A 21,842-nucleotide genomic window follows, 5' to 3' on the forward strand; every position below is an offset into this window, starting at 1 on the left:
CGTTCAAACGTTTTTCTCATGAGTTCATAGGGAAAATTGCTCGCCATCTTATCTCGCCCCGACAAGAAGCTCTCCATCGTCCACATGACCTATCCGCACAGATGATGGTTTTATTGGAGCAGATGTATCGGGCGAATAGATTAATCGGGGGAACAGTGCAATGCAATCAACGAAAAATTGGGGGGCTCTTGCTACATTTGACCTTGACTTTCTTTGACCTAAGAAGGTACAATTTAGGAATATATGGATGGCTAGGTGGTTGGCCTCCATTACTTTAAAAGGGAGTGTTGAGGTTGATTCCTACATACAAGAATGGCGATATGATAGATGAAAGATACTTAGTGGTTGATGATAAAAAGGGTGGAGGGGGATTTGGTAGAGTCCTCAGTGTTCATGATCTACAAGGGGGGGACACAATAGCCTTAAAATATTGCACAGAAACAGATGAGGAACAATTAAAGCGTTTCAAACGCGAAGTACGTATCATGGAAAACATTGATCATGAAAACGTTGTAAAGGTTTTACACTCAAATGTAGGCCATGTCCCCCCGTATTTTACCATGCCTCTTGCTCAATACTCTGTGGCTCACATTATCCCAGAGCTACAAAATAATCGGGATAAAGCTATAGAGGTTTTTGAAGCAATTTGTAAAGGAATCAATGCAATACATATCAGCGGACATACACATAGGGATATAAAGCCTGAAAACGCCCTAGTTTACGATGGGGGAAAAATCGTTGTTTCGGATTTGGGCCTTGCAAAGATGAATGAAAGGGATACAACTGTACTAACACGCGCGAGTGTTTATATTGGAACCTATGATTACATGCCTCCAGAGCAAATGATTTACGGAGGGACTAGGGATCTAGACCATAGAGGGGATGTGTTTCAACTTGGAAAAACTCTCTATCATTTGGTCTCAGGTCAACGGCCGACCGTTATGAATCCAAATGCAGTCCCGACCGGCGTGTGGTATGTAATCCAAAAAGCAACCAGACAAAATCCTGAAGAACGATTTCAGTCGGTCAATCAGATGCTGGATGCTTTGCAAGGTGTAAAAATAGCAACTGACCCAGCGGTGAATCCAACAGCAGTGTTCGCTGAACTTGTTTCGAGGGCTGAAAGTGATCTGGTTGATAATAAATATGATCCCCAAACAGTATCGCAAATGATTCAATTGATTTATAGCACTGATGATGAGGACGAATTCATTGGGCTCTTTCATAAGCTGCCCGATGCTCTTCTACCAGTTTACGCAAATCATATGGCTACAGAATTTGAACCGGTGTTGATTAAGTACAGCGAGGCCATTAATAAAAACATTGGGGAGTATGCCTTTTCTTTTGCAGATGGTGTAGCTCGAAAGATGCAAATTGTATTTTCAAATGCAACCACTCCAGATGTTAAACGTTACGCTCTGGTTACGGTGCTTGAGGCAGCCGTTCAGCTAAATCGGTTTGCAGCGATGGGGGTCTTCGATCAGATTTTACAATCGGTGTCAAAGGACGAGGATGCTTATGCAATCATAGATGGATTGCGTGATCACATTCATGCTTATAGTCATCTTTATGATCGGATTCCAAGAAAGGAGCTTCATCCAGCGATACAATTGGTTTGGGATGAATGTTCCCAATAATTTGTTAGACAAAATAGTACGGAAGCAATTATAATTATGATTATTGAAAACCATGTCATTCCAGTACTATTTATACATCATGTTCGACATCAGAACAGTAGAGTTATTATGCTCTACTGTTTTTTACAATACAAAGTAGGTGAGGGTGCAAAAGGAGGGTTTTTACTGCCAATGATTGAAGCTATTGGTTATTTCGGTGATATGGATGATGGCATATCAAAGCCCAAAAAAATGCTATGTAGTGATAATATTATGAGGGTTATCAAATTTAATTATCCAGATGGATACACAAGGGCCTTATTGCATGAGTATCTTGGGTTTAGGATTGCCAAACTTCTTGAACTACCTGTTCTTGAACAATGCTTTGTAAACGTACCTCCCGAATTAGTTAAAGTTTATACCCATGTGGAAGGGCTATCTTCAGGGATTAAGGTAGGTTCTCCTTTGGTCTCTATTGATAAAAATATTGCTGACAATGGTTTGTTTCGTGAGCCATTACCTAATTTATATAAATCATGTACTAATGTTGGGATGATTCAAGATGTTTTAGCGTATGATATATGGATACATAACGATGACAGAGGTTCTAATAATGGAAACATTCTGGTTATTCCCAATAAAGACGGCTCTAAAGAATTTTTTATTCATGATCACGGATATGCCTTCTTTAAACCGGTTGCCTCAATGGACAGATATAAAAACCTTCAGGAATTCAGAGGAGCTCACTTAAATTGGCAGAATCACAAGTATCCGTTTGGACCTGTGTACGAAGCTATTAAAATGAACATAGATTTGACGGAAACTAAAGTTAATCCTTTCGCAAGAATCATACAAAAAATTGAATCAGTATCAAAATATGATTTAGAGCAAATAATGAATGGTATTCCAAACGAGTGGCAAATCCCTGATTATGAAAAAAGAGCATTAGTTTCTTTTCTTCTTGAAAGAAAATTTAAGGTACGACAGGTTATTGATTATCTCGTCGATATTTGGTGGTTTCCCATTTGGAATGGAGGTGCATTATTATGGCCAGATTTGCAAGCAAGTTCGGAGTAATAAAATATATTCCGAGTAGTATCAAACAAGAAGTTATAAATGTCGGTATAATTATCCATTCCCCAAAAGAGTCTAAGGTTGCATTTAAATTTTTAGATTATGACACGCGTATTAAAAACTTTGTAACTGAAATTCAATATGCTGAATATCGAGCCTTCCGTAAATTAATTGGAAAACACTTGAAGTCACTTAATACAAAGCCATATGATTCGCTGATAAACGTGCCCTTGAGTGACGAGAATTACCTTGAGAAGTTACAATCCAGTGTAAAGCCGCCGTTTATTATTGCTAAACCCGAGTATATTTTTACAGACAATATTATGGATCAAATTGAAGGTCTCTACGACAACATGATTATTACACCAGATGAAATTAGGACTAAACAAAAGCCCCTTATCAAACAAGTCGAAGAGAGATTAATTTCCGAGGGGATTGATCGATTTATTGAAAGAGATATACAAGTAAAAAACCTACCTTTCACTTTAAATATTGATTTTGGATACAGAATAGATGGGGTAATTGATTTAATCCAGCCTTTATCTATCCAAGAATCACCGAGGGAGAATTATAAGGAAGGGGTATTTTGGAAGGACGCAATAGAAAAACTCCACAATGATAAAGAATTAAATAGCGGGTATTTTATTGCAATAATAAAACCAACAAAGAATGCGGAAAAAGTAGGATTTTCTGAATTGATAAAACAATTTGATAGCATCGAAAAGGCTTCAGTAGTTAATTATGGAACAAGGGAGTTTGATCGATTAATATATACGTTGAAGAATCACGGTAAACTTGAAAGAGCTTTATAGACTTGTTTTAAACTCTTTGAGAATGGAGTATAAGCTCTTGACGACTATATTCTTCCTTCATCACCAAGCCAACACAAAGGAGAACGTCCACAATAGGCGTTCTCCTTTTCGTCACGCATGATCTTTCATTGCCTCCCTTGCTATCTGCTGTGCATAGGCTTCACCTAAGCCGATCGATTCGTAATACTCTCGCGTCACCCTTTCCATAAGCTCGATCACAGCATCATATTGCTCCACCGGGACAAATTCCAGAATCACCGCTGTGATTGCCTGTTCACGCGCTGCTTCTCGGATCTTTAATCTCTTCAAGCCCATAGTGCGTATAGCCGCCATTGCTTCCATTGGTGAGCTTGTGCTTCATCTCGATAGCCTTGATGGCGGTGACCGGACTGACTACTTCCATCTTGCTCAACGTGTCGAAGCCCTTCTGAATGACTTCATCCAGTAGCTCCAGATCGTGTCGGATGCGCTTCGCACTGTCTTGATCGACCAGTTCTTTCTCCAGCGTGGCTCTGGCCTTGGCACGTTCTTCGGCGCGGTTCTCCTTATACTGTGTATTGCCCTTTTCTCTTGTCTTACCCCGCGCTGAATCTTCCAACTCCTTTTTGAGCGGGTCTACCTTCGCGTGTAGAAGTTCGATCGTGAGTCCATTTACAATCGCTTCCCGGCGCTGCTTGATGTAAGAGTACATGGTAGGAATGCTGATCGGAAGCCGTTATCATTACACCACGCCACCAATTCCTTCACAGGTGTACTGCCATCAATCATCTTGTCCAGAAGCGGCTTGTTATTCCATTTGGCCAGTGCCGCTACCTTGCCGGGCATGAATTTGTTCGTTCCGTTTTTGAGTCGATCTTGCTTTTTGCTCATCATGCTCCCCCCGTATCGTTAAGCTATATAAACGTAATATAACGATTTGGCTACGAATTAAAGGTGACTGAACTTTAACTCGGCATGCGTCATACAGGCTGTGGAAGGACGGTCTTGCTTCCATAAAACAACTGCTCACCCCATAATCGTTAAGGTGAGCAGTTGAAAGTGTTTTCATAAATTCAGATGGCGATTCTGTTTACTTCCCATCTCCGTGATTGTTTCAGGAAGACGCAAGGGGGCACGTGAGCATTTTGATTTTACGTGAAGGGCGCATCTTCCCTTCCGTAACTCCAAGAGTTCAACTTGTAACCGTAGGTTAATGGTGTGAACAGCCACAAGAAATTCCTTCACAGTTACGGAGTCAGGCTCCTGTTCGCTCTTGTACACCATGTCGAATAGGGCGTGTTCCGCAAGCTCACAAGCCTCCAGATTAAAGCGGTCTTCCTCGTCAAAAAGCTGAGTAAATCTTTCATACACATCGCTTAAAGCCATGTTTGTCCTCCTCTCCGGCTCTGGATAGAATAATTGAAAGCACTTCTATTTATTTAGATGGCGATGTCGATTTTCTCCCGCCTCCGCGAGTGCTTTCGCTGGAGAGAATCCCCCGCCGCTGCTGCGACAGGAGAATCGGAGAAGTAGGAATCCACATTTTCATCGAAGCTCAGTTCAATTGTCTCAATCTTCTTGTTTGCGTTCATCGTGATTTTCTTGATGAACAGGTGAAGTAACGTTTTTCGCTGTTCAAATGGCGCGGCGGTGAGCGCTTGATGAAATCCATGAATCAACTCACGCACCTGCTCAAAAACGACAGGAGACGTATTGCCTTCGGTTAGTTCAAGCTCCAACCTAGACTTCTTTGCTTGGAGCTCATTTAATTTGGCATGTATCTCCTGCATTCGCTCAGCGACGATTGATTTATCAAGATTATTTTGCTCGATTAAATCGAGGTATTTCCGCTTACTGGACTCAGCATGTTCTAATTGGCTTCTAATGAGTTCTAACTCCCCTTGAAGGGGTACTGTCCGGGTCGTGAGTCTGTGGTTATTTTTGTCCACGATTGTCTTTAGAATGCGGTCTTTAGACAGTACTTGCGCTAACCGATTCATCACTTCATCTTCAGCTTCCTGCTTCCGAATGCTATTGTCTGAGCATACACTACTTCCTTTACTCCGATAGGCTCTAGTGTTTTAGCCAAATATACCATATTACACCGGTAAAAATGATTAACCTAGTTGTTGCACACCTTTGTACCATACGGCTTGGATAGACAAGGTATCCGAGATATTGGTTGTCGGATCACCAGCTACCAATACAAGGTCAGCGAGCGCCCCTACGGCAATTTGGCCCCGATCGTTAAGACCAAAGCGACGGGCCGGTTTTGAGGTAGCGGACCGAAGTGCTTCTATCGGAGTAAACCCGGCCATAACCAGCAATTGCATTTCATGATGAACGCTGGCACCATGCGCGAGGCCTCCGAGATTCTTAACGGGAACGGGGGAGACATCCGTACCGACCAGAATATCCACTCCGGCACGGTGAAGATCCATCACGTTTCTAAAGCTATTCTCCATATGGCCTTGCGGGAAAGTATTGAAGCTAGAGTTCAAAATATCGATCCATTCCGGACTTAATTTGGAATAAACACGCGGATCATTCGCCAATTCCGATGCCGGATTCCCAAGAATGGACGAGTTCAATACCAAACATGGTGTCACGAACGCGCCTGAATCGGCTATGGATTTCACCAATTTGGCCGTGTGTTCGGGCCTGTCGATAAACAAGTGACCCAATCCTTCCACCCCAATATCAATGGCGCTCTGTGAGGAATCAGCAGTCAAGACGTGAGCTATGACGATTTTATCGAACTTATGGGCTTCTTCCACGGCTGCTTTTAGAATCTCATCGCTCAAAACAGGCAGGCCAGGAGCAGCCATGACCGTCCCTTCTTCGATCATGATTTTAATATAATCGGCTCCATTCTCCACTTGGGTATGCACATGTTTGATCGCTTCCTCCACAGTCGTTACTTGGGGCACTTCTTCGTGATCGTGAGCGTAAGCGGCTAGCATAGCTTCCCGGTCTTCTTTCGATAACTTCTCCAATTCCTTTAATATGAAATCAGGGATTTCATCCCCATCCGGAAGCAGTTCATCCGGATGACCGCCTGGAGCGGTGATCGCTGTACCGGCAGAACGGACATCGGCGACGTCATTCACATTTTTCAACTGGATCGCCCGCCCTCTTTTCGTAAAATCGCCGTTCATTTCGAGTTCTGTCGTAACGCCGAATTTTAAGGCATCCCTTAGTCCACCAATGGAAGTGTGAACATGCGCATCAATCAAGCCTGGCAATAATGTCGCGTTTTTCGCATCAATGATGGTTGCGTTTGCCGGAAGATCTCCACTTACCGCAATAATGGTTTCCCCTTTGATGACAACATTTCTTGAATCGATAACCTTTTCCCCGTCGAAAATACGTGCATTTGTAATCGCCGTAACTCTTTCTAAAGGAGAGCTTTGGGCAGCATTCTTCATTTTGTTATTCCTCCTTGGAGTTGTACGTGAATCACTTCGGAGTATAACTGTTAGATAACTAACTGTCAACAAACTAATATTTATTTGACATGCAAGCTGGATCTCTGTATAGTTTATTTACTTACAGTTAGCTTTCTAACAATTTGAGGAGGTACGATCATGAAGCCTCGCAAGGATACGCCTTATCTGGATTTGTTTCAGATTATTGGCCTTAAGTTAAAGAAAAAAGCAGACGAGAGCATAAAAGAGTTGGGGTTAAACGCTCAACAAGGAAAAATAATTGGTTATATCTACGAGAACCAAGAAACTGAATTAATTCAGAGGGATCTTGCCGATCGGTTTCATCTGCGCGGGGCTAGCATTACAAGTATGCTTCAAGGTCTTGAGCAAAGAGGATTCATCGAGCGAAAAATCCCAGCCAATAATGAACGGCAAAAAAATATTTATGTTTTACCAAAGGCCGTTGAATTGATTGAAGACTTTAATGACTCCTTCCAAAAGGTGGAGGACGAAATCGTTCAAGTCCTTTCCGAAGAGGAGAAGCAAACCTTAAAGGAATTGTTGATCAAAATAAATGAACGCTTATAATGACTGCGAGGGTGATCTAAGCCTGATGTAAATTAGGCAGCCGATTACTTCGGCGGCTTTGTGTGCATCATTCTGAAGGCTTGATCATGGCCCAGAGATTGAGCAAAAAAGTTGGGAGTTAAGCGCCGAAGTGGAATTTTCGCCGATAGACCCGTTAAGGCTGAACCGTATCATAAGTGACGGCGAAAAATATACTGTACTGTTCTGCTGATCTTCTATCTTTTTGTAATTTATGTTATGTTAGAATCTGGATTTAAAGCCAAGTAGCAGAGGTGATTACTCTGAGTGAAGAGTCTATGTTAATTTTAAAACTTCCATTTTATTGGAGAATGATCGATTCAGTAGTGAGTACTTTACATCAATACCCTAATGTTTAATTAGGAGGGGTAGACATGAGAAGAAAAAAGTTAGTAATCTCGCTGACAATCATATTTGTTATTGCATATGTTTTATTTGGAGTATGGATTGCTAATGACACAAAAGTTGTTTTAGAAAAGGCTATGAGTGGAGCAGCCGATTATCCCGAATATATGAACCAAACGACATATCAAAAAATTAATCCAATCGAACGTGGAGTTGGAAAAGAAAATTTCACGTATGACAAAGAGTTACATCGTATAGGATTTGTTTTTCCCTTGCATTTCTTTTTTGTATCGAAGGTCTATGTAACACAACAGTATGAAAATGATAGTCTCGGATTAAAGGAACCTGTCAATTTAAAACTAAAACTGAAATCTGGTAGATGGTATGCTACCAACGCACATATTAAACCTTAAAGAACAAAGAACAAGGTCCCATTTAAAGTCGCTAAATTAGCGGCTTTTTTTGTTTTATCGGTACAAGTTCTTGTCCCGAGCCAAGGACAACAACTTGTACTGATTGCCATAAAGGACAAGAACTTGAGGGCTGTCTAAGGTGTACAAGTCCATGCGCTAAACAAAAACTTGCCGTTACAGACAGCGCGGTGAACCTTATCACAAGTGACGGCTAAATATTTCGGGGGGAAATTCGGGCCTTCGACGCACGACGTGTGTAGGATGCGTTTGAGGGCGCCTCTGGAAATGCTCGCGCCAAAAGCGGCGGATGATGGGTAAATCCAAATCATAGCTGATCCATGGCTGGGAGCATAACCACGCTTCAAAAGACTCCTTGTCGTCAAATGTTGGTTCAACGTAATCAGGAGGTGCCACCAACGCAAACTCCTCCTGCATGTACGGTATATATTCGATTCCAGGGGCAGTAAGCTTTTGCGACATGATGATGATCTCTACCTTTTCCTCAAGCAGCCAGTCAAGTAGCTTGGAAGCGACACCGAGATAGGCAACGACGCGTATCTGGTAGGTGCCAATATAAGGAGCGATATATTCCCGAAAAAACTCATGTGCAGACCCGATTCGAAGTACGGGCAAAGAAGTGATCGCACTTGTCTTGAGGGTTTGTGTGGTTACTTCCAAAGCCTCGATTAGCGGAACCAACTGTGTATATAGTGCTTTGCCTCTCTCAGTCGGAATCATTTTCCGGGGAGCTCGTGTAAATAAAGGTTCACCCACCTCTGCTTCCAGATAAGCCAAATGCTGGCTCATGGCTGGCTGGGTCATCATCCTTGTTCTGGCAGCTTCCGATACGGAACTATGCTTGTAGATACTAATAAAGCTTCGGTACCATTCAAAGTCCGCCATGTTCGCTTTCCTCTCTTACTTGAGACATTTCTGGTGCTGTGCTCCTCATATCGTAAACAAAATTCCGATGACTGTCACGAGCGAAGCAACCCACGGTACAGCAGGGAGCCCTCCTGCAAAGCCCTAATCAATGACGATACCCCGATATAGGCACCAAGTGCATTGCCCAGATTAAAGGCCGCGATGTTCAATGTCGAGGCAAGTCCTCACGTGTATTATTCGCCTAATTTGCTTAATACTGCATCTGTGACAGCGAGCGTAGACTGAGGATTTTGTCCGGTAATCAGATTGCCGTCGACCTCTACATGTGTACTCCAGTTTGGTGCCGCTACAAAAATGGCACCCAGATCACGGATTTTGCTCTCCAAGAGGAACGGCAGGTAAGAGCCCAAGCCTGTCGCTTCTTCTTCTCTGTCGGTGAAAGCATTCACCCGCTTGCCTGCGACCAGCGGCTGTCCATTGGACAAGGTTGCGCCAACGAGACCGGCAGGACCATGGCAAACAGCGGCGACGATTTTTCCTGCTTCGTAAAATTCACGAAGCAATTGCTGGAGCTTTTGGTTGTCCGGCAGATCGAACATCGTGCCATGACCGCCAGGCAGGAATATCCCCTCGAATCCTTCTGCCATCACATCATCCAGCTTTTTGGTATTTTCCAGATGCTTGGAAGCGTCCAGGATTTCTTGTGGTGTTTGGTCGCCCACGCTGCCCGGGTCAATCGGGCTAGTTCCTCCCTTTGGGCTTGCTACGGTGATTTCATAGCCGTTTTCTTGGAAGGCCATATAAGCCTCCGCGAATTCCGATAGCCAGATTCCTGTCTTTTTGCCTTCCTGCATATCTGTATGATTGGTGACAACCATTAAGATTTTTTTCCCCATTTATATTGCCTCCTATACTTTTGAACTCTGCTTACAGGTGTTATTTTACGGCCGCGTTATCAATAAAACAAATTATGTTTTATGTGCATATATATAAATATATTTATACTTTGTACGTGGTAAGAGCAGTGCCGCCGCGCGGCACACTTAAGCGCATTTTTCGCTGATAGACCCGTTAAGCTGAACCGTACCACAAGTAGGGCGGAAATTTCGCAAGAGGGGACCTTTATCCTTCTCAAGGGTCTACCCAAGCATTACTTTTTGGTTTGGATAACTGGGTTTTCCATCGAAAATCGAAAATACGAGATGGTGTAAATGAAATGACTTCGCCAGTCTCCAACGGGATTTCAGAGATGACTGGAAAAGTGTCCAAACTGTCCAGCAAACGATGCAAAGAGCGAACGAATTAAAAAAACTGATTAATGGTCCTTTTATGATCATACCTTTGAAAACTGGGAATAAAATTAAGAAATAGATGGAAAAAATGTGGACTTCGTTTTGTCATGACTGATTTCGTCGATTTTAGACCTTTCTTATGAACTGATTATTATTAATTCACAACGATCGTGCGAAAGGATGTGAAGCATGATTAATATTTGGTTTGGTGAAATTCAAATCGGCAAAGTATCAAGCTCATCGGGCGTTTTTTCAGGAAGTAATGAACAGTGGAAGTTTAGGAATACATCCAAGCAAAACCAAGCGTTTGGATCTATTAACGGAGAAGGGTGCTCGATTACCGATATCCTTGTCGTCCTGAATGATGATGATAAGGTGGATTCATCTTCGAGTTCAAAGCCTACTCAAAAGTGATAAACCCCTTTCGTAAAAAACAGTACCCGCGTACAGATGAGCTGATTCATGATATCCGTGGGCGATTGGAAGAGATGGAGTCTCTGTTAAAACGCATGGAGCAACAACTTAGCCAACCGGAATGCCCTCATCCAGGCATTCAGATCGAGACGGTCCACATTCACCAACCTGTTTTGGAGAATCTGGAATTTAGGCTAGATGCTTTGGATATCGACCAGCTCAGCGGATCACTCAACTTGGGCAACAACTTCGGAACTAAGTGGATCCGAAGTCGTAGCACCTCCAAAGCCAAGAGCGGTTCCTCAAGCACTGCTGCCAACTCTGAGCCATCCAAGGAGAAAATTCATCCAACGTCGTCAGGCTATCGTTGGAATAATCGGGGGTGATGACTGTGGCTTCTTTTATGTCACCGCAATTCGTGATCGGGTCGATTCGTATTGGATCCGTGGAAAATGCTTCATGCATCAATATGGGGAATAACCGGCCGGCCGGCTTCGAGAACCATCAGAAATTGACCCAAGGTTTCGGAGCGGTCAGCGGAGATCGGAACCTGGTAGCCGGCATCCGCTCTTTGCTCAACGATTCCGATTTCCTGGATATGCTTCATGTCACGGACGGAGACATTCCCGAATGGCTCAACGGTATCATTTCCAAAAACGAGCACATAAAATAGGGAAGAACTTCATTTGGAGAAGGGTAGTGACTGAAGCGATGGATAAAAAAAAAGCCCCTAATAGCATTTGGCAAGGTTTCCTAGATAATTGGTCTGAGCAGATGCTTTTTGCAAACAAGGAATTGAACGCAAAAGGCATCGAAAATTTCGTTCAAGAAACGATGAAAAATTACATGCCCAAAACTATGCTTCAACAGGCAGGCCTTCATCATTTTGCCGACTCACTCGATTACGAGCTGTTCGAAACGCATCAATCCATCTTCATAAGATGGAGTATACCAGCCGATGTTTCGCTGAAGAACATAAGATTTTACGTCAATAGTCGAATTTTAAAAATCGTACATGGCGATTCTTCCGAGGAGATCGCGCTCCCTCACGATGTGGATCCGGACCAGACATCCTCAAAATATGATCAAGGCGTCTTGGAAATCAGTCTTTCCAAGACAGGCGATCCAGAGCCGTTTCGGGAGATTTTTATTCGCGACGGAGGCAAATGACTAAACGTTAATCCGAAAATGATAGGGCATTTGAAGCAAATTGGCCATTCCTTCAAGCAGAGGCTGTCTGCCCGAAGGAATATCCGTCTTTGCGATGGGAAGCTCGGCGAGTTGAGTCATGCAGCTTGTCGAATGCGGTAGGATATCCACGATCCGGACATTATAGCGGACGGAAGAATAAGGGGATATATCTACGGTCATACAAAATAACCGAATCATTCATGACACCAAGGAGCCTTAGACGGAATATAAATGTAGAGATAGTCTCCTATTGGGGGTGAGCGGGTTGGCTGTAATCATTACGTTGGCAGCGGGAGCTATCAATGTGAATCAAATGAATAGGGGAAGCGGAATTTCGATAGGGGAGAACTCGCTACCCGGCTGGAGCCAGAATGGGAAAGACAATTACGGCAACGGCCAAAATATTGGGGCTAACGTACAAGTGGGATTCGTGGCTACCGTTGTCGATCCAGATGCAATTGATAACCCTATAGGTGAAATTCAACCTTCCGCTTCGTTACAAAATCAAACGATTTAAGAAAAAGGGAGGCGTGACCCATGGGAGATAAGCCGGTTTTAAAACCTTGCATTCGTTGTGGGCGAATACCGGGCGAGGAAGATGAGTATTGCAGCGACTGCGGAGTTCCGATTCTAAACCGTTGTTCGGACGAACCCGGAATATTTGGCAAAGGATGTACTTTTGTGAATCCTCCAACGGCGGTTTATTGCACAAAATGTGGGGAGCCTACCGTTTATCAATTAAATGGTTTGATCCAGCCGAAGTATCCCAATGGAAACAGACCCAAGTCTTCGGATATCAATTAGTTTCTCATATGGGGCCGCCGATGATATAGCTTATGTTTGCCTTCCTTAATCAAGATTCTCGCTTGGAGGGATTAGTATGGAGGAGCGGATAAAGACGAATACACCGAAAGATTTCTACAGCCAGGTGACTGAGGTACTCGGCGATGACTTTTGGAGTGAAATGAGTGAGCTTCTACCTAATTCGGGTCCTCGGATCGACGTCTTTCATACTTCAACAACGGTGGTTGTTTTAGTAGAGCTTCCCGGTTTGGAATCGGTGGAGCAAATAAGACTTCAATTAATCGGGCAGACGCTGGAATTGGAAGGCGACTTGCCTTGTCATTATCCCGTTACCGGTCCTCGGATCACAATAAGTGAGAGGTTCTTTGGCCCGTTCTGTCGGTCGCTGGCTTTGCCGAAGCCTGTGTCCGCTGAAGCAATTTCCGCGAAGTACACCAAAGGTTTGCTGGTCGTGGTGCTGCAAATTATCCAAGATGAAAATCAAACCCCGATCCAAGTCGATTTTGAACGATCCTGATCCAGCTAATGATGTTAATAATGAAGAACCCTGTTTACGAAGTAATTAGACTGGGATAGTTCACGACATTGTTTAAGAGAGAAACGGAAAAGTTTAGAGCATCAGTGTATTCATTACTTCTGATAAAGGAGGTCTAGTCGTTGAACGTATCGGGACAGAAGGCAAGCGTCATATTTCAAAAAATGATCGTTAACCATCTCGAGGATACTTCGGGGATTTTTATTGGGACCAACCAAGCGATTGGGTGGAGTACGATTAAAAAAACAAACCAAGGATTCGGCGAGTTGAGTCATACGGTTTTGTCGAATGCGGTAGGTGTTCTCCATGATGAGGATATTGTAGACTTCACCATTCAGGATTATCATAATATCATCTTAACGGAAGTTCCCAATAACCAGCAGCAATGCGCCATTCATTTCGGCTCCCTCCAGACGAATTCGTTAATCAACTCTTGTGCGATTGACTTGGGCGACAATAAGCAATTGGGATGGAGAACTGCCCGTAAAGATAACTTTGGAGTTGGCAAACCCATTGGAATCAATTCGCTAAAACGGACCATTGGGGTACTTAACGATAACGATGCCGTGGATGCGACGATAATTACAAACCAGCATGACGAAGATATATCTACGGTCATAAAAAATATTCGAATCACTCAGGACACCGAGGAGACTTAGATGGAATGTAATTATAGGGATAGGCTCTTATCGGAGGTGAGTTGGTTGGCTATCAACATATCGTTGGGGGCGGGAGCTATTAGTGTGAATCAATTGAATAAGGGGTGCACGATTGCAGTAGGAGATAATTCTCAGCCCGGTTGGAGCCAGAAAGGGAAACACAATTACGCTAACTGTCAAAATATAGGGATCAACGTACAAACGGAATTCTTCGCTATCGTTTTCGATAAAGATGTGATCGATAACCGGATAAGTGGCATCAAATCTTTCGCTTCGTTGTAAAATCAAATGGCTTAAGAAACATCTTTCTATGACACCTTGGGATCGATTTGATGAGGCTGTAGAATGGTATCAACTGAGAAATGGGATGGAGGCGAAAAGGAACGGTCCTGACGCCAGCAAAAAAGCTTTTCTTTTCATACTGATATGGGACAGGCTAACCTAAAATCGTAATTACGGCTTTTTTGGACATGGATACTTTTGGCTTGATGTGGCGATGGCGACTATGGCGATACCGGCTGAGAGTAGAGAGCGGTTGTTGGATGTATATTTGGAAACGGCAAATGGACAGTGAGCGAATTGAGTATTCTTGAGGGTTTTGCTGGAGTCATGTTTGGTTACTTCGCTTTCTAGATTAACGGAAACGACAACGAGAGTGGAATCACTGACAATCAGGCCGCCGATGACTTCGGTGGCCTTCTGTCATGTTAAGAAGGCTTGAATCATAGCCCTTGGAGCGAGTAAGATTGGCAGCTATGTGTCGCGGGGATTTTTCTCCGATAGACCCGTTAAGCTGAACCGTATCATAAGTGACGGCGAAAAATGTTGTGACAAGAGGGATGTAGATGCAGCCTTATCTCTTCTTTGCAATGATGGGGGAGGCTTAGAAAGGAAAATGCCCCCGTACCTTTGGCAAGGATTGACGGGAGCATTCCAATCAATTGTTGAAGTAGTGTGACTGTTGGAGGTCGGGGAGCAGTGCTGGCTGGACGGGCCTCCATCCCAGAAGTTCCTACGTTGCAGTGCTTGATCTTGGGATATCGAGCCCTGCAAGTGAGTAATACACCAATTGACCTAAAAGGAGCTTGTTAAAATGACAAACACACCTCAATTACGCGGTATGGCAAACATTAGTTTCTGGGCAGAGGATCTCAAAGCGGCAAAAGAATGGTATACGAAGCTTCTGGGAGTGGAGCCGTACTTTCAAGATTGGATTACCGCATCGGTAGTTGATCCCTTTGGAAACATTATCGGTTTCATTCATGGTCCGCATTATAAAGAAATTTGGGATTCTTTTCACCAAACATAACCTGAACTTCTAGCTGGTGTTTGTTACGCAAACTTACATCAGCTTTTCTGTGAATCTTGCTGCGCTTCGCACCGCACCGTCTTGGTCTGCCAGTTGCTTCTCCAGCATGGCTGGTCTTAACCTTGGGACGATTTTCACGGCGGTTCCCGAAGCGATGTGCTAACCCCATACTCGATTGACCTCCTCTATAATCGCTCTGCATCAGGAGCGCGGAATTAACCGTCCGATGGGGTGTACTTCCCAACGTCCAGCTCGAAAGTTGCTTCACTGGACGGGTCCAGCTCTACTTGGATGGTTCCTCGATTGTCGGTCAGCACAAGCATGCGTGAGCCGACGAGAGGAACGCGGTCAGCGCTGGTGCGCATGTGTGCTAATACGACATGAGGGGAACCTTCTGCAATATAAGTTACTTCAACTGTGAACATCGGATAATTGAAGAGCCAGTGGTTATCGAATTTTATGGCGGTCAACGTCCCGGCGAATGACGAGCCCTCCACGCGGAGGCGCTCGATGTCCGCTTGCCGCCGCTGGGCGTGGACGATGGAGCCAGGCAACCGCAGGAGTACGATGACGGCCCAGAGGGCGAAGCCAGCTCCAACGATTGCTCCGAGTTCTGGTGGGATTGTTGGCGACGTAACTATGGCCTCAAGGTCGAAGGGACGCGATGGATTGTTTATAAGCGTCCAGAGCAGAAGGACTCCCGCAACAGCAGAGATTCCACCTGCGATCGATAGCATTGAGTACAGGCCGGCGACCCTGATTTGTCCGAATTGATCGTCCGCTCGCGAGTACAGTCCACCGGTCGCACCGATCGCGGCGAGCAGCAGTACCACGGCGGCACCCACCGTTACAGGATGAACGAGGAACTTGCTGATCTCCGGTGTCGGCGCAAGGCCGAGCAGGGCGCCGAACGGTACGGAGCTTGCCAGCGCCCATAGTACAGCAGCAGCGAGCAACCATGACAGCAGCGGAGCTACACGTCCGACAGGGCGTCCCGGTTGGAGCGCAGTCATCCGTCCGTTCTTGTCCGTGGTGGAAAACAGCGGCAGGATCTCAATATGATCTTGCTGCCCGTGCTTTTGCTGACCTTCCACAGTATTCCTCATTGGTATGTCCCTCCCGAGAAAGGTTCTCGTACCTCGAGCTGCGAAGGTAGAATCCCCACGGCGCAGCCGGGCTGATCAACAATAAAATTCAATTTAATATAGTTGAGAAGCTAAAGGTGAATTTTTGTAGGCATCCATAATTTTTCTATATATTACCACATGAATGTTGTCCACTGTAATACCTTCCACATACATTTTTTTACGAGTTAGAAGGTAATCATAGATTTGCAATATGGTGTGAGCAACTAACAGTCTTCGTAGATGTGAGGTTTGCAAGACTTTGATCGCGAAGGTGTACATATCCCGGTGGAAAGTTTAAGCCGGATCATGCCGTGACACGCGCGGAATTTGTAGTCATGCTAATGAATGCGCTGAAGATGCAAGAAGCAGGATCGGAGCTGATATTCACAGATAAGGCTGAGATCGGAGCATGGGCACAGAAAGCAGTCTCACAAGCACTACAACTGGGCATTATTAAGGGCTATGAAGACGGTACCTTCGGTTCGAATCGAAATATAACGCGCGCTGAGATGGCGATGATGATTGCGAAGACACTCAAGTTACCGAACGAAGAGAACGCGATAACTTCTTTCACAGATGACAAGGAAATTCCTGTCTGGGCTAAAGGTGCAGTGGCAGCCCTAAAGGATAATGGCATCATACAAGGAACGGGTACTAACCAATTCAACCTTCGTGCCGAAACTACGAGAGCAGAGGCAGCAACCATATTATTAAACATGTTAGATGACTTAAAATAAGAATGAAAGGCATCCAAGAGGGTGCCTTTAAATTTAGCTCTATGGATGCTGTGAACCGTATGTGATCCAGTATGACGATGTCAGAGGTGTGTTCCGCATCCATCCTTGGTTATTTTGGTAAAAAAAGCGTACCCTCAACTCTTCAACGATACATTGTATAATGTCTGTAAAGGGATCGAAGGAGAGAAGAAGCATTGGGTTTTATCGAAGACTTTAAGCAACATATCCTCCGCAACGTCATGAAGGATATCGAAAAAGAATTTCAAAAAACATGGAACATCGATTATAAAGGGCATGTGATCGAAATTCATCACGCGCTGAAAGAAGAGCAGCTCATACTGGACGGGCAAATCGTGGACCGCAAGCAGAAGAATCTGATGTTCTATTTGAAGTTGAAGCCGTATTCAACCTTATCCGGCACACTTGATGTAGGCGATGGCGTGAAGCAGAAGGTGAAGGTCAGGTTTGGAGGTCTTATCCGATTCAAATGCGTTGTCAAAGTGGGTCGGGCCGTCGTATGGAAGGAGTCAATCAAATTAGACTTTCTTCCGTGGAATCATAAGGAAATGCTGGTTCCTTTCATTGAGCAGCAAGTTCAGATCCACCACCGCGTGATGGATGATGCTTTGCCTGATGACGAATACGTGTATAGCGACCATCATCCGCGGGTGGCTGCCGGTTATGCCGATCGGCACTTAGATGATGTGCCTACGCCGTTCTTTTCAAGAAAATTGCTCAATAGATTCGCGAAGCAGCTTCACCATCCTACGATCAAGACGCGAAAGGCCACGTACGAGGACATTATATTTGACCGGTTCGCCAGTTACGGAGGAGAGTTCATCGAACGCTTGGAGAAGGCGAATCTGGATGAAGCGCTTATGCAGCAAGAGGCCGTATGGCTGCTCGAGCATGCCGCCCATCGAGAGGTCGTCAAATTCGCCGTCACGGTTCTAGGTCATACGAATTGTGAACCGTTCAAGGAACGTTTGTACGCGATTGGCATGCATGAGGAATTCACCGAGTACGTTATTTCTGCCTTGCTTCGTGGTACTCGAGAACCCAACCCGCTGATCTGGAAACTTGCTCAGTCCGTTCAGGGATGGGGCAAAATCGAGGCGGTGGTGCAGCTTGAAGCAACCACGCCTGAAATAAAGCGCTGGTTGCTGACCAAGGGCTGCGAAAGCACCGTTCAACATGGTTATTTGGCCTATACTTGCGCGGTGAAAGGAGAACTTGCCTCCGCCTTGATGCAAGAGACGATCTCCAAAGAGCTGTACGACGGGACTGGTCGGATCATCGAGAAGTATTGCAGGAGGGTGATCCGGACCTGGTCGATTATTTGCTTGAACATGCGATCCTTTATCGATTTGTCAGCCATGCTGCCGTTCATTGCAACAACGAAGAAGACTATCATGCTCTGATGCAATTAGCCCGATATTTAGCTGACGAAGAGGCATGGGAAGAATCTTTGGAAGATGTATGGAAACAGGAAGAGCGCAGATTGATCCAGCAGAAGCTGCAGCCCTTGATTGATGAATCAAGATGGCAATTGAGTCCAACTTGAAAAACAAATTACTCAAGGTCTTGGGGGACTGCCCCCGTAATGTAGCTACCCCGTAGAAAATGAAGGCAATTAAAATGAGGTTAGCAGGTATCCCGACGAGGGCTCGGAGCTGCGCTTCATCCAGTTCCCGCCTCCCAAAATAAAGGAGAACGCCACTACGGTGTTCTCCTTATCGCTTTAGAAGTATAAAACTTTCCCTATCCATTCATAAGGGATAGTATGGATTAAAACGGGAATTTTCGTTCTTCTATTTGAATAGAAACCCATTTGGTTTCTGTGAATTCGTCGATCACTCAAGGGTTACCGAAACGGCCCATACCTGAGCCTTTTACACCACCGAATGGTGTATTTTCAATCGCATTGACGGTTTGGTCATTCACGTGGGTCATACCAAACTCCAAATCAGCTGCCAGCTGCTCACCTTTCTCCAAATCCGCTGTAAAGATGGCTGAGCTCAAACCAAATTCTGTGTTGTTGGCAATTTCGATGGCCTCTTCATCTGATGCTGCTTTAATGATGGATACAATCGGTGAGAAATATTCAGTTTGTGCTAAACGACTGTCAGGGAACACATTTCCGAATATGGCAGGTGTCAAAATATTTCCCTCACGTCTGCTATCCAGCAATACTTCTACACCTGTAGTTTTTGCTTCGGCAATAAATCCTTGTACTCTTATGATTTACTGGTATGCGATGATCTAATTCCGGATATAAATCGAGCATTGCTTCGAGAGTTACAAGATATTTTTCAAAATCGAATGTCCTTTGTAGGTGATCAGCCTTCTGAAATGGCACGACGTATTATTAATCTGCTATATTATCATTCGCCAATCATGGAGCAAATTAGTGAAAATCCCTAACCTCTTTAAAATAAAGGTGAAACGTTTCGGGCCATCGTACAAGGATGGCTCTTTTTTTGCCGTTACGATCTCGGAAGCCCTCAACTTGTACAGTTTTTGTACAGAATAGAATGATACAATTCGCGAGGGGGGCGAACCCTCGGGTGAAGATTTTTTTCTGCATAAAAGTATTGCTCCTTAGGGAATGGAGGTCGGCGGTTTGAAGTGGCGAAGTGGACGTAAGGTCTTGTGGATAGGACTTGTTTTATGGTTAGGCGCAGCCTTGGGGATCGGAGGAAGTTTGATCCAAGCCAAGGGGGAAAATGTAACGAAACGGTTTATTACGATGAATATGATCAACCCGAATGGCACGATGGCTACCTATTTACAGGGAGCGGAATCGGTCAATCCTGAATGGGCAGCGGGACGAGAGGCTCTCTCCGAATCCCTTGGATTCTGGATGCAGGCGGCGCTGGCTAGTCATGACCTTGTTGCATTTGAGAAGAGTTATGACGCATTAACCCGCTATTTTACGGCAGATCGTCAATATATTGTATGGAAACTAAATCCTGAAGGCGGGGCGGAAGTCAGCACAAACGCACTTGGTGACGATTTGCGGATTATTGGGGCTCTGGTGGAAGGTTCCCGGATATGGAAGGGCCACTCCGAATGGACGGCGACTGCCAGCGATCTTGCGGAAACCTTGTTAAGCCGGTCACAAAAGAACGGGTATCTGGTGGATTTCTACGATTTCTCCACGGAGGAACTGCCCGACACCTTGAGTCTTGCTTATGTGGATCTTTCAGCACTGCGTAGGCTCTTGGAAGAAGGCATACTGGATATGAAAACGTACAACCGATATCATTCCCTGCTGCAGGGAATGCCGGATGACGGCGTGTTTTATCCCAAAGCTTATCATGTGGTAAACGGGGAATATACATATGATGAAAATGTGAATTTAATTGATCAGCTGCTGGTCGCTATGCATGTCGGGGAAACGCAAAGGAGCCAAGAGTCGCTGCTTCAATTCCTCAAGCAGGAATTGAAGCAGACGGGAAAGATCGCGGGACAGTATAGACGCGCCGACCGAAAGGCCGTGGTGAAATACGAGTCTTCCTCGGTTTATGGTCTCGCTATCATGTTTGCTATCCAAATGGAGGACAGGCCCTTTGCCGTCAAGCTGAACAAACGTCTGCAGACCTTAAAAGGGAAAGATATCCGTTATCCTGGGGGGTATGTGTTCGAGAAGAACACGCATGTTTTTGATAACTTGCTTCCTTTATTAGGGGAATATGCTATTGATCGAGGTGGACATGGAAAATAAAAGATGGGTTCAACGCGCAGTCGGGGGATACGCCCTTCTGATCGGTTTAGCGGTGCTGCAGGAGCTGCTGGTCTATATCAATGTCTTTAGAGACCAATCCTTTACCTTACTGGAGCTGGGATTCGCCATTGGCTGCCTTGCGGCTCTGATGCTGGGCTTCCTGGCCCCTGCCGGGGTCTCGGTCGTTTGTATTTTTGTATATATCGTGGCTTATTTTGTATGGCTTACGACTTATGCGAAGGTCGATGTGCTGTCCGTCTCCTGGCTCTGGCTGCTGCCAGCCAATGTAGCCGTTGCCGCATTCATCAAAACCGGGCTGGTTCGCAATAAGCGGCTAATGGAGCGGCTGGAGGAGCTGCAACGAAAGAATCCGGAAGTGGATTTAGCCACCGCGCTAGGCAATAAGGAAGCTTTTAGGGAAACGCTGATCAAGCAGTCTAATCTCGCTAATCGTTATTCAGATACGTATAACTTCTGCCTGGTCATGTTTAAAATTGAATTTCTGCCGATGGTGCAGGAATCCCTAGGTTCACAAGGCTATGCCCAACTTCTCGCCTCCTTATCGGAAGGGATACGGAAGCATATTCGTTACGAGGATTACAAATTCGCCCTGGACCGGGGAAGATTTATTGTGCTGCTCCCTATGACAGACCAGGAGTATTTAATGACATTGACAGACCGGATTAGGCACGCGCTGGTAGACATTCCGTCTCAGGACGGGAAAGGCGGGGAGCTGAATCTGGTGATCCGTACAGGGGCCCTGGTCTTTGCTAAGGAGCAATTCAGTCAATACGAAGATGCGGATGCCGTCATTGCCGCACTTGAACGCAACACGGAGACGGATTTGATCGGAGAATATATATGAATTTTTGCGCATTATTCAATAAGC

Annotated in this window: 27 protein-coding genes and 2 pseudogenes; 18 read left to right on the top strand and 11 right to left on the bottom strand. The window is 44.9% G+C overall.

The window, feature by feature from the left end:
* Nucleotides 1–293 precede the first annotated feature (293 nt).
* The 3 genes from B9D94_RS28845 (at nt 294) to B9D94_RS28855 (ending at nt 3,502) form a co-directional block, all read left to right on the top strand.
* Nucleotides 294–1,637, top strand: coding sequence for a serine/threonine-protein kinase (locus B9D94_RS28845; protein ID WP_148248542.1), 1,344 nt, complete (start codon nt 294–296; stop codon nt 1,635–1,637).
* Nucleotides 1,638–1,808: 171 nt separating this feature from the next.
* Entirely contained in the window at nt 1,809–2,693 is an 885-nt protein-coding gene (locus B9D94_RS28850; protein ID WP_148248880.1) for a HipA family kinase, read from the top strand.
* Nucleotides 2,663–3,502 carry a DUF3037 domain-containing protein gene (locus tag B9D94_RS28855; protein WP_148248543.1) on the top strand — a complete coding sequence of 280 codons (840 nt, stop codon included), beginning with the start codon at nt 2,663–2,665 and terminating at the stop codon, nt 3,500–3,502. The genes B9D94_RS28850 and B9D94_RS28855 overlap by 31 nt, the downstream gene beginning before the upstream one ends.
* 111 nt (nt 3,503–3,613) lie before the next feature.
* Here the strand turns inward: B9D94_RS28855 and B9D94_RS28860 are convergent, their stop codons facing one another.
* The 6 genes from B9D94_RS28860 to B9D94_RS28885 form a co-directional block, all read right to left on the bottom strand.
* Nucleotides 3,614–3,817 carry a hypothetical protein gene (locus B9D94_RS28860; protein WP_172964010.1) on the bottom strand — a complete coding sequence of 68 codons (204 nt, stop codon included), beginning with the start codon at nt 3,815–3,817 and terminating at the stop codon, nt 3,614–3,616.
* Complete coding sequence (locus tag B9D94_RS28865; RefSeq protein WP_148248545.1) at nt 3,777–4,193, bottom strand: hypothetical protein; 417 nt, start codon at nt 4,191–4,193, stop codon at nt 3,777–3,779. Before B9D94_RS28865 ends, B9D94_RS28860 begins: the two co-directional genes overlap by 41 nt.
* Nucleotides 4,154–4,372, bottom strand: coding sequence for a hypothetical protein (locus B9D94_RS28870; protein ID WP_172964011.1), 219 nt, complete (start codon nt 4,370–4,372; stop codon nt 4,154–4,156). The genes B9D94_RS28865 and B9D94_RS28870 overlap by 40 nt, the downstream gene beginning before the upstream one ends.
* A gap of 174 nt (nt 4,373–4,546) precedes the next feature.
* Entirely contained in the window at nt 4,547–4,867 is a 321-nt protein-coding gene (locus tag B9D94_RS28875) for a hypothetical protein (protein WP_148248547.1), read from the bottom strand.
* A gap of 53 nt (nt 4,868–4,920) precedes the next feature.
* Nucleotides 4,921–5,481 (bottom strand): hypothetical protein, encoded by a 561-nt coding sequence (locus tag B9D94_RS28880; protein ID WP_216642859.1) that lies wholly within the window; start codon nt 5,479–5,481, stop codon nt 4,921–4,923.
* Nucleotides 5,482–5,598: 117 nt separating this feature from the next.
* A complete protein-coding gene (locus B9D94_RS28885) occupies nt 5,599–6,909 on the bottom strand; it encodes an amidohydrolase family protein (RefSeq protein WP_148248549.1) in 1,311 nt (436 codons plus the stop codon).
* A 159-nt stretch (nt 6,910–7,068) separates the two neighbouring features.
* Between B9D94_RS28885 and B9D94_RS28890 the strand changes: the two genes are divergently transcribed.
* Together B9D94_RS28890 and B9D94_RS28895 are read left to right on the top strand one after the other, a co-directional pair.
* Nucleotides 7,069–7,497 carry a MarR family winged helix-turn-helix transcriptional regulator gene (locus B9D94_RS28890; RefSeq protein WP_006207256.1) on the top strand — a complete coding sequence of 143 codons (429 nt, stop codon included), beginning with the start codon at nt 7,069–7,071 and terminating at the stop codon, nt 7,495–7,497.
* A gap of 392 nt (nt 7,498–7,889) precedes the next feature.
* The gene (locus tag B9D94_RS28895; RefSeq protein ID WP_036640448.1) at nt 7,890–8,273 is read left to right on the top strand and encodes a hypothetical protein; all 384 of its coding nucleotides are present in this window, start codon (nt 7,890–7,892) and stop codon (nt 8,271–8,273) included.
* 198 nt (nt 8,274–8,471) lie between these two features.
* Here B9D94_RS28895 and B9D94_RS28900 read toward each other — a convergent pair whose 3' ends face one another.
* From B9D94_RS28900 to B9D94_RS28910, 3 genes and pseudogenes are all read right to left on the bottom strand, one after another.
* Nucleotides 8,472–9,176 carry a LysR family transcriptional regulator gene (locus B9D94_RS28900; protein WP_148248550.1) on the bottom strand — a complete coding sequence of 235 codons (705 nt, stop codon included), beginning with the start codon at nt 9,174–9,176 and terminating at the stop codon, nt 8,472–8,474.
* A gap of 45 nt (nt 9,177–9,221) precedes the next feature.
* A pseudogene (locus B9D94_RS32005) lies at nt 9,222–9,379 on the bottom strand (MFS transporter); the annotation flags it as partial.
* A gap of 12 nt (nt 9,380–9,391) precedes the next feature.
* Complete coding sequence (locus B9D94_RS28910; protein WP_036640425.1) at nt 9,392–10,054, bottom strand: type 1 glutamine amidotransferase domain-containing protein; 663 nt, start codon at nt 10,052–10,054, stop codon at nt 9,392–9,394.
* Nucleotides 10,055–10,639: 585 nt separating this feature from the next.
* On the opposite strand from B9D94_RS28910, the gene B9D94_RS28915 reads away from it, so the two are divergent.
* The 8 genes from B9D94_RS28915 to B9D94_RS28955 all read left to right on the top strand — a co-directional run bounded on the left by B9D94_RS28915 (nt 10,640) and on the right by B9D94_RS28955 (nt 15,362).
* The gene (locus tag B9D94_RS28915) at nt 10,640–10,864 is read left to right on the top strand and encodes a hypothetical protein (protein WP_006207251.1); all 225 of its coding nucleotides are present in this window, start codon (nt 10,640–10,642) and stop codon (nt 10,862–10,864) included.
* Nucleotides 10,865–10,959: 95 nt separating this feature from the next.
* Nucleotides 10,960–11,250 (top strand): hypothetical protein, encoded by a 291-nt coding sequence (locus B9D94_RS28920; protein ID WP_006207250.1) that lies wholly within the window; start codon nt 10,960–10,962, stop codon nt 11,248–11,250.
* Complete coding sequence (locus B9D94_RS28925) at nt 11,250–11,537, top strand: hypothetical protein (protein ID WP_006207249.1); 288 nt, start codon at nt 11,250–11,252, stop codon at nt 11,535–11,537. The genes B9D94_RS28920 and B9D94_RS28925 overlap by 1 nt, the downstream gene beginning before the upstream one ends.
* A gap of 26 nt (nt 11,538–11,563) precedes the next feature.
* Nucleotides 11,564–12,034, top strand: coding sequence for an Hsp20/alpha crystallin family protein (locus B9D94_RS28930; protein WP_148248552.1), 471 nt, complete (start codon nt 11,564–11,566; stop codon nt 12,032–12,034).
* 277 nt (nt 12,035–12,311) lie between these two features.
* Entirely contained in the window at nt 12,312–12,572 is a 261-nt protein-coding gene (locus B9D94_RS28935) for a hypothetical protein (RefSeq protein WP_231887964.1), read from the top strand.
* Nucleotides 12,573–12,935: 363 nt separating this feature from the next.
* The gene (locus B9D94_RS28940) at nt 12,936–13,376 is read left to right on the top strand and encodes an Hsp20/alpha crystallin family protein (protein ID WP_006207245.1); all 441 of its coding nucleotides are present in this window, start codon (nt 12,936–12,938) and stop codon (nt 13,374–13,376) included.
* Nucleotides 13,377–13,516: 140 nt separating this feature from the next.
* Nucleotides 13,517–14,053, top strand: coding sequence for a hypothetical protein (locus tag B9D94_RS28945; protein WP_006207244.1), 537 nt, complete (start codon nt 13,517–13,519; stop codon nt 14,051–14,053).
* A 1,093-nt stretch (nt 14,054–15,146) separates the two neighbouring features.
* Nucleotides 15,147–15,362, top strand: a complete 216-nt coding sequence (locus B9D94_RS28955) for a glyoxalase/bleomycin resistance/dioxygenase family protein (RefSeq protein WP_036640418.1) — start codon at nt 15,147–15,149, stop codon at nt 15,360–15,362.
* A 215-nt stretch (nt 15,363–15,577) separates the two neighbouring features.
* Here the strand turns inward: B9D94_RS28955 and B9D94_RS28960 are convergent, their stop codons facing one another.
* The gene (locus B9D94_RS28960; protein WP_148248554.1) at nt 15,578–16,468 is read right to left on the bottom strand and encodes a hypothetical protein; all 891 of its coding nucleotides are present in this window, start codon (nt 16,466–16,468) and stop codon (nt 15,578–15,580) included.
* A 332-nt stretch (nt 16,469–16,800) separates the two neighbouring features.
* On the opposite strand from B9D94_RS28960, the gene B9D94_RS28965 reads away from it, so the two are divergent.
* From B9D94_RS28965 to B9D94_RS31210, 3 genes are all read left to right on the top strand, one after another.
* Nucleotides 16,801–17,226 (top strand): S-layer homology domain-containing protein, encoded by a 426-nt coding sequence (locus B9D94_RS28965; RefSeq protein ID WP_148248555.1) that lies wholly within the window; start codon nt 16,801–16,803, stop codon nt 17,224–17,226.
* Between the two features lie 194 nt (nt 17,227–17,420).
* Nucleotides 17,421–18,647 (top strand): hypothetical protein, encoded by a 1,227-nt coding sequence (locus tag B9D94_RS28970; protein ID WP_148248556.1) that lies wholly within the window; start codon nt 17,421–17,423, stop codon nt 18,645–18,647.
* Nucleotides 18,647–18,790 carry a hypothetical protein gene (locus B9D94_RS31210; RefSeq protein WP_172964012.1) on the top strand — a complete coding sequence of 48 codons (144 nt, stop codon included), beginning with the start codon at nt 18,647–18,649 and terminating at the stop codon, nt 18,788–18,790. Before B9D94_RS28970 ends, B9D94_RS31210 begins: the two co-directional genes overlap by 1 nt.
* Nucleotides 18,791–19,014: 224 nt before the next feature.
* Here B9D94_RS31210 and B9D94_RS28975 read toward each other — a convergent pair.
* Nucleotides 19,015–19,449: pseudogene (locus B9D94_RS28975) on the bottom strand (aldehyde dehydrogenase family protein); the annotation flags it as partial.
* Nucleotides 19,450–19,849: 400 nt separating this feature from the next.
* Between B9D94_RS28975 and B9D94_RS28980 the strand changes: the two are divergent.
* Both B9D94_RS28980 and B9D94_RS28985 read left to right on the top strand, forming a co-directional pair.
* Nucleotides 19,850–20,953 carry a glycosyl hydrolase gene (locus B9D94_RS28980; RefSeq protein WP_148248557.1) on the top strand — a complete coding sequence of 368 codons (1,104 nt, stop codon included), beginning with the start codon at nt 19,850–19,852 and terminating at the stop codon, nt 20,951–20,953.
* The gene (locus B9D94_RS28985) at nt 20,943–21,818 is read left to right on the top strand and encodes a GGDEF domain-containing protein (protein WP_040680072.1); all 876 of its coding nucleotides are present in this window, start codon (nt 20,943–20,945) and stop codon (nt 21,816–21,818) included. The genes B9D94_RS28980 and B9D94_RS28985 overlap by 11 nt, the downstream gene beginning before the upstream one ends.
* Nucleotides 21,819–21,842: the final 24 nt, after the last annotated feature.

It is taken from the genome of Paenibacillus sp. Cedars, assembly GCF_003184205.1.
In the GTDB taxonomy this organism is placed as follows: Bacteria; Bacillota; Bacilli; order Paenibacillales; family Paenibacillaceae; genus Paenibacillus_AQ; species Paenibacillus_AQ glucanolyticus.

Coding starts and splice junctions, on each gene's coding strand:
- B9D94_RS28850 (WP_148248880.1), top strand. CDS start 1,809: ATGATTGAAGCTATTGGTTATTTCGGTGATATGGATGATGGCATATCA.
- B9D94_RS28855 (WP_148248543.1), top strand. CDS start 2,663: ATGGCCAGATTTGCAAGCAAGTTCGGAGTAATAAAATATATTCCGAGT.
- B9D94_RS28860 (WP_172964010.1), bottom strand. CDS start 3,817: ATGGGCTTGAAGAGATTAAAGATCCGAGAAGCAGCGCGTGAACAGGCA.
- B9D94_RS28865 (WP_148248545.1), bottom strand. CDS start 4,193: ATGTACTCTTACATCAAGCAGCGCCGGGAAGCGATTGTAAATGGACTC.
- B9D94_RS28870 (WP_172964011.1), bottom strand. CDS start 4,372: ATGAGCAAAAAGCAAGATCGACTCAAAAACGGAACGAACAAATTCATG.
- B9D94_RS28875 (WP_148248547.1), bottom strand. CDS start 4,867: ATGGCTTTAAGCGATGTGTATGAAAGATTTACTCAGCTTTTTGACGAG.
- B9D94_RS28880 (WP_216642859.1), bottom strand. CDS start 5,481: ATGAATCGGTTAGCGCAAGTACTGTCTAAAGACCGCATTCTAAAGACA.
- B9D94_RS28885 (WP_148248549.1), bottom strand. CDS start 6,909: ATGAAGAATGCTGCCCAAAGCTCTCCTTTAGAAAGAGTTACGGCGATT.
- B9D94_RS28890 (WP_006207256.1), top strand. CDS start 7,069: ATGAAGCCTCGCAAGGATACGCCTTATCTGGATTTGTTTCAGATTATT.
- B9D94_RS28895 (WP_036640448.1), top strand. CDS start 7,890: ATGAGAAGAAAAAAGTTAGTAATCTCGCTGACAATCATATTTGTTATT.
- B9D94_RS28900 (WP_148248550.1), bottom strand. CDS start 9,176: ATGGCGGACTTTGAATGGTACCGAAGCTTTATTAGTATCTACAAGCAT.
- B9D94_RS28910 (WP_036640425.1), bottom strand. CDS start 10,054: ATGGGGAAAAAAATCTTAATGGTTGTCACCAATCATACAGATATGCAG.
- B9D94_RS28915 (WP_006207251.1), top strand. CDS start 10,640: ATGATTAATATTTGGTTTGGTGAAATTCAAATCGGCAAAGTATCAAGC.
- B9D94_RS28920 (WP_006207250.1), top strand. CDS start 10,960: ATGGAGCAACAACTTAGCCAACCGGAATGCCCTCATCCAGGCATTCAG.
- B9D94_RS28925 (WP_006207249.1), top strand. CDS start 11,250: ATGACTGTGGCTTCTTTTATGTCACCGCAATTCGTGATCGGGTCGATT.
- B9D94_RS28940 (WP_006207245.1), top strand. CDS start 12,936: ATGGAGGAGCGGATAAAGACGAATACACCGAAAGATTTCTACAGCCAG.
- B9D94_RS28955 (WP_036640418.1), top strand. CDS start 15,147: ATGACAAACACACCTCAATTACGCGGTATGGCAAACATTAGTTTCTGG.
- B9D94_RS28960 (WP_148248554.1), bottom strand. CDS start 16,468: ATGAGGAATACTGTGGAAGGTCAGCAAAAGCACGGGCAGCAAGATCAT.
- B9D94_RS31210 (WP_172964012.1), top strand. CDS start 18,647: ATGCAATTAGCCCGATATTTAGCTGACGAAGAGGCATGGGAAGAATCT.
- B9D94_RS28985 (WP_040680072.1), top strand. CDS start 20,943: ATGGAAAATAAAAGATGGGTTCAACGCGCAGTCGGGGGATACGCCCTT.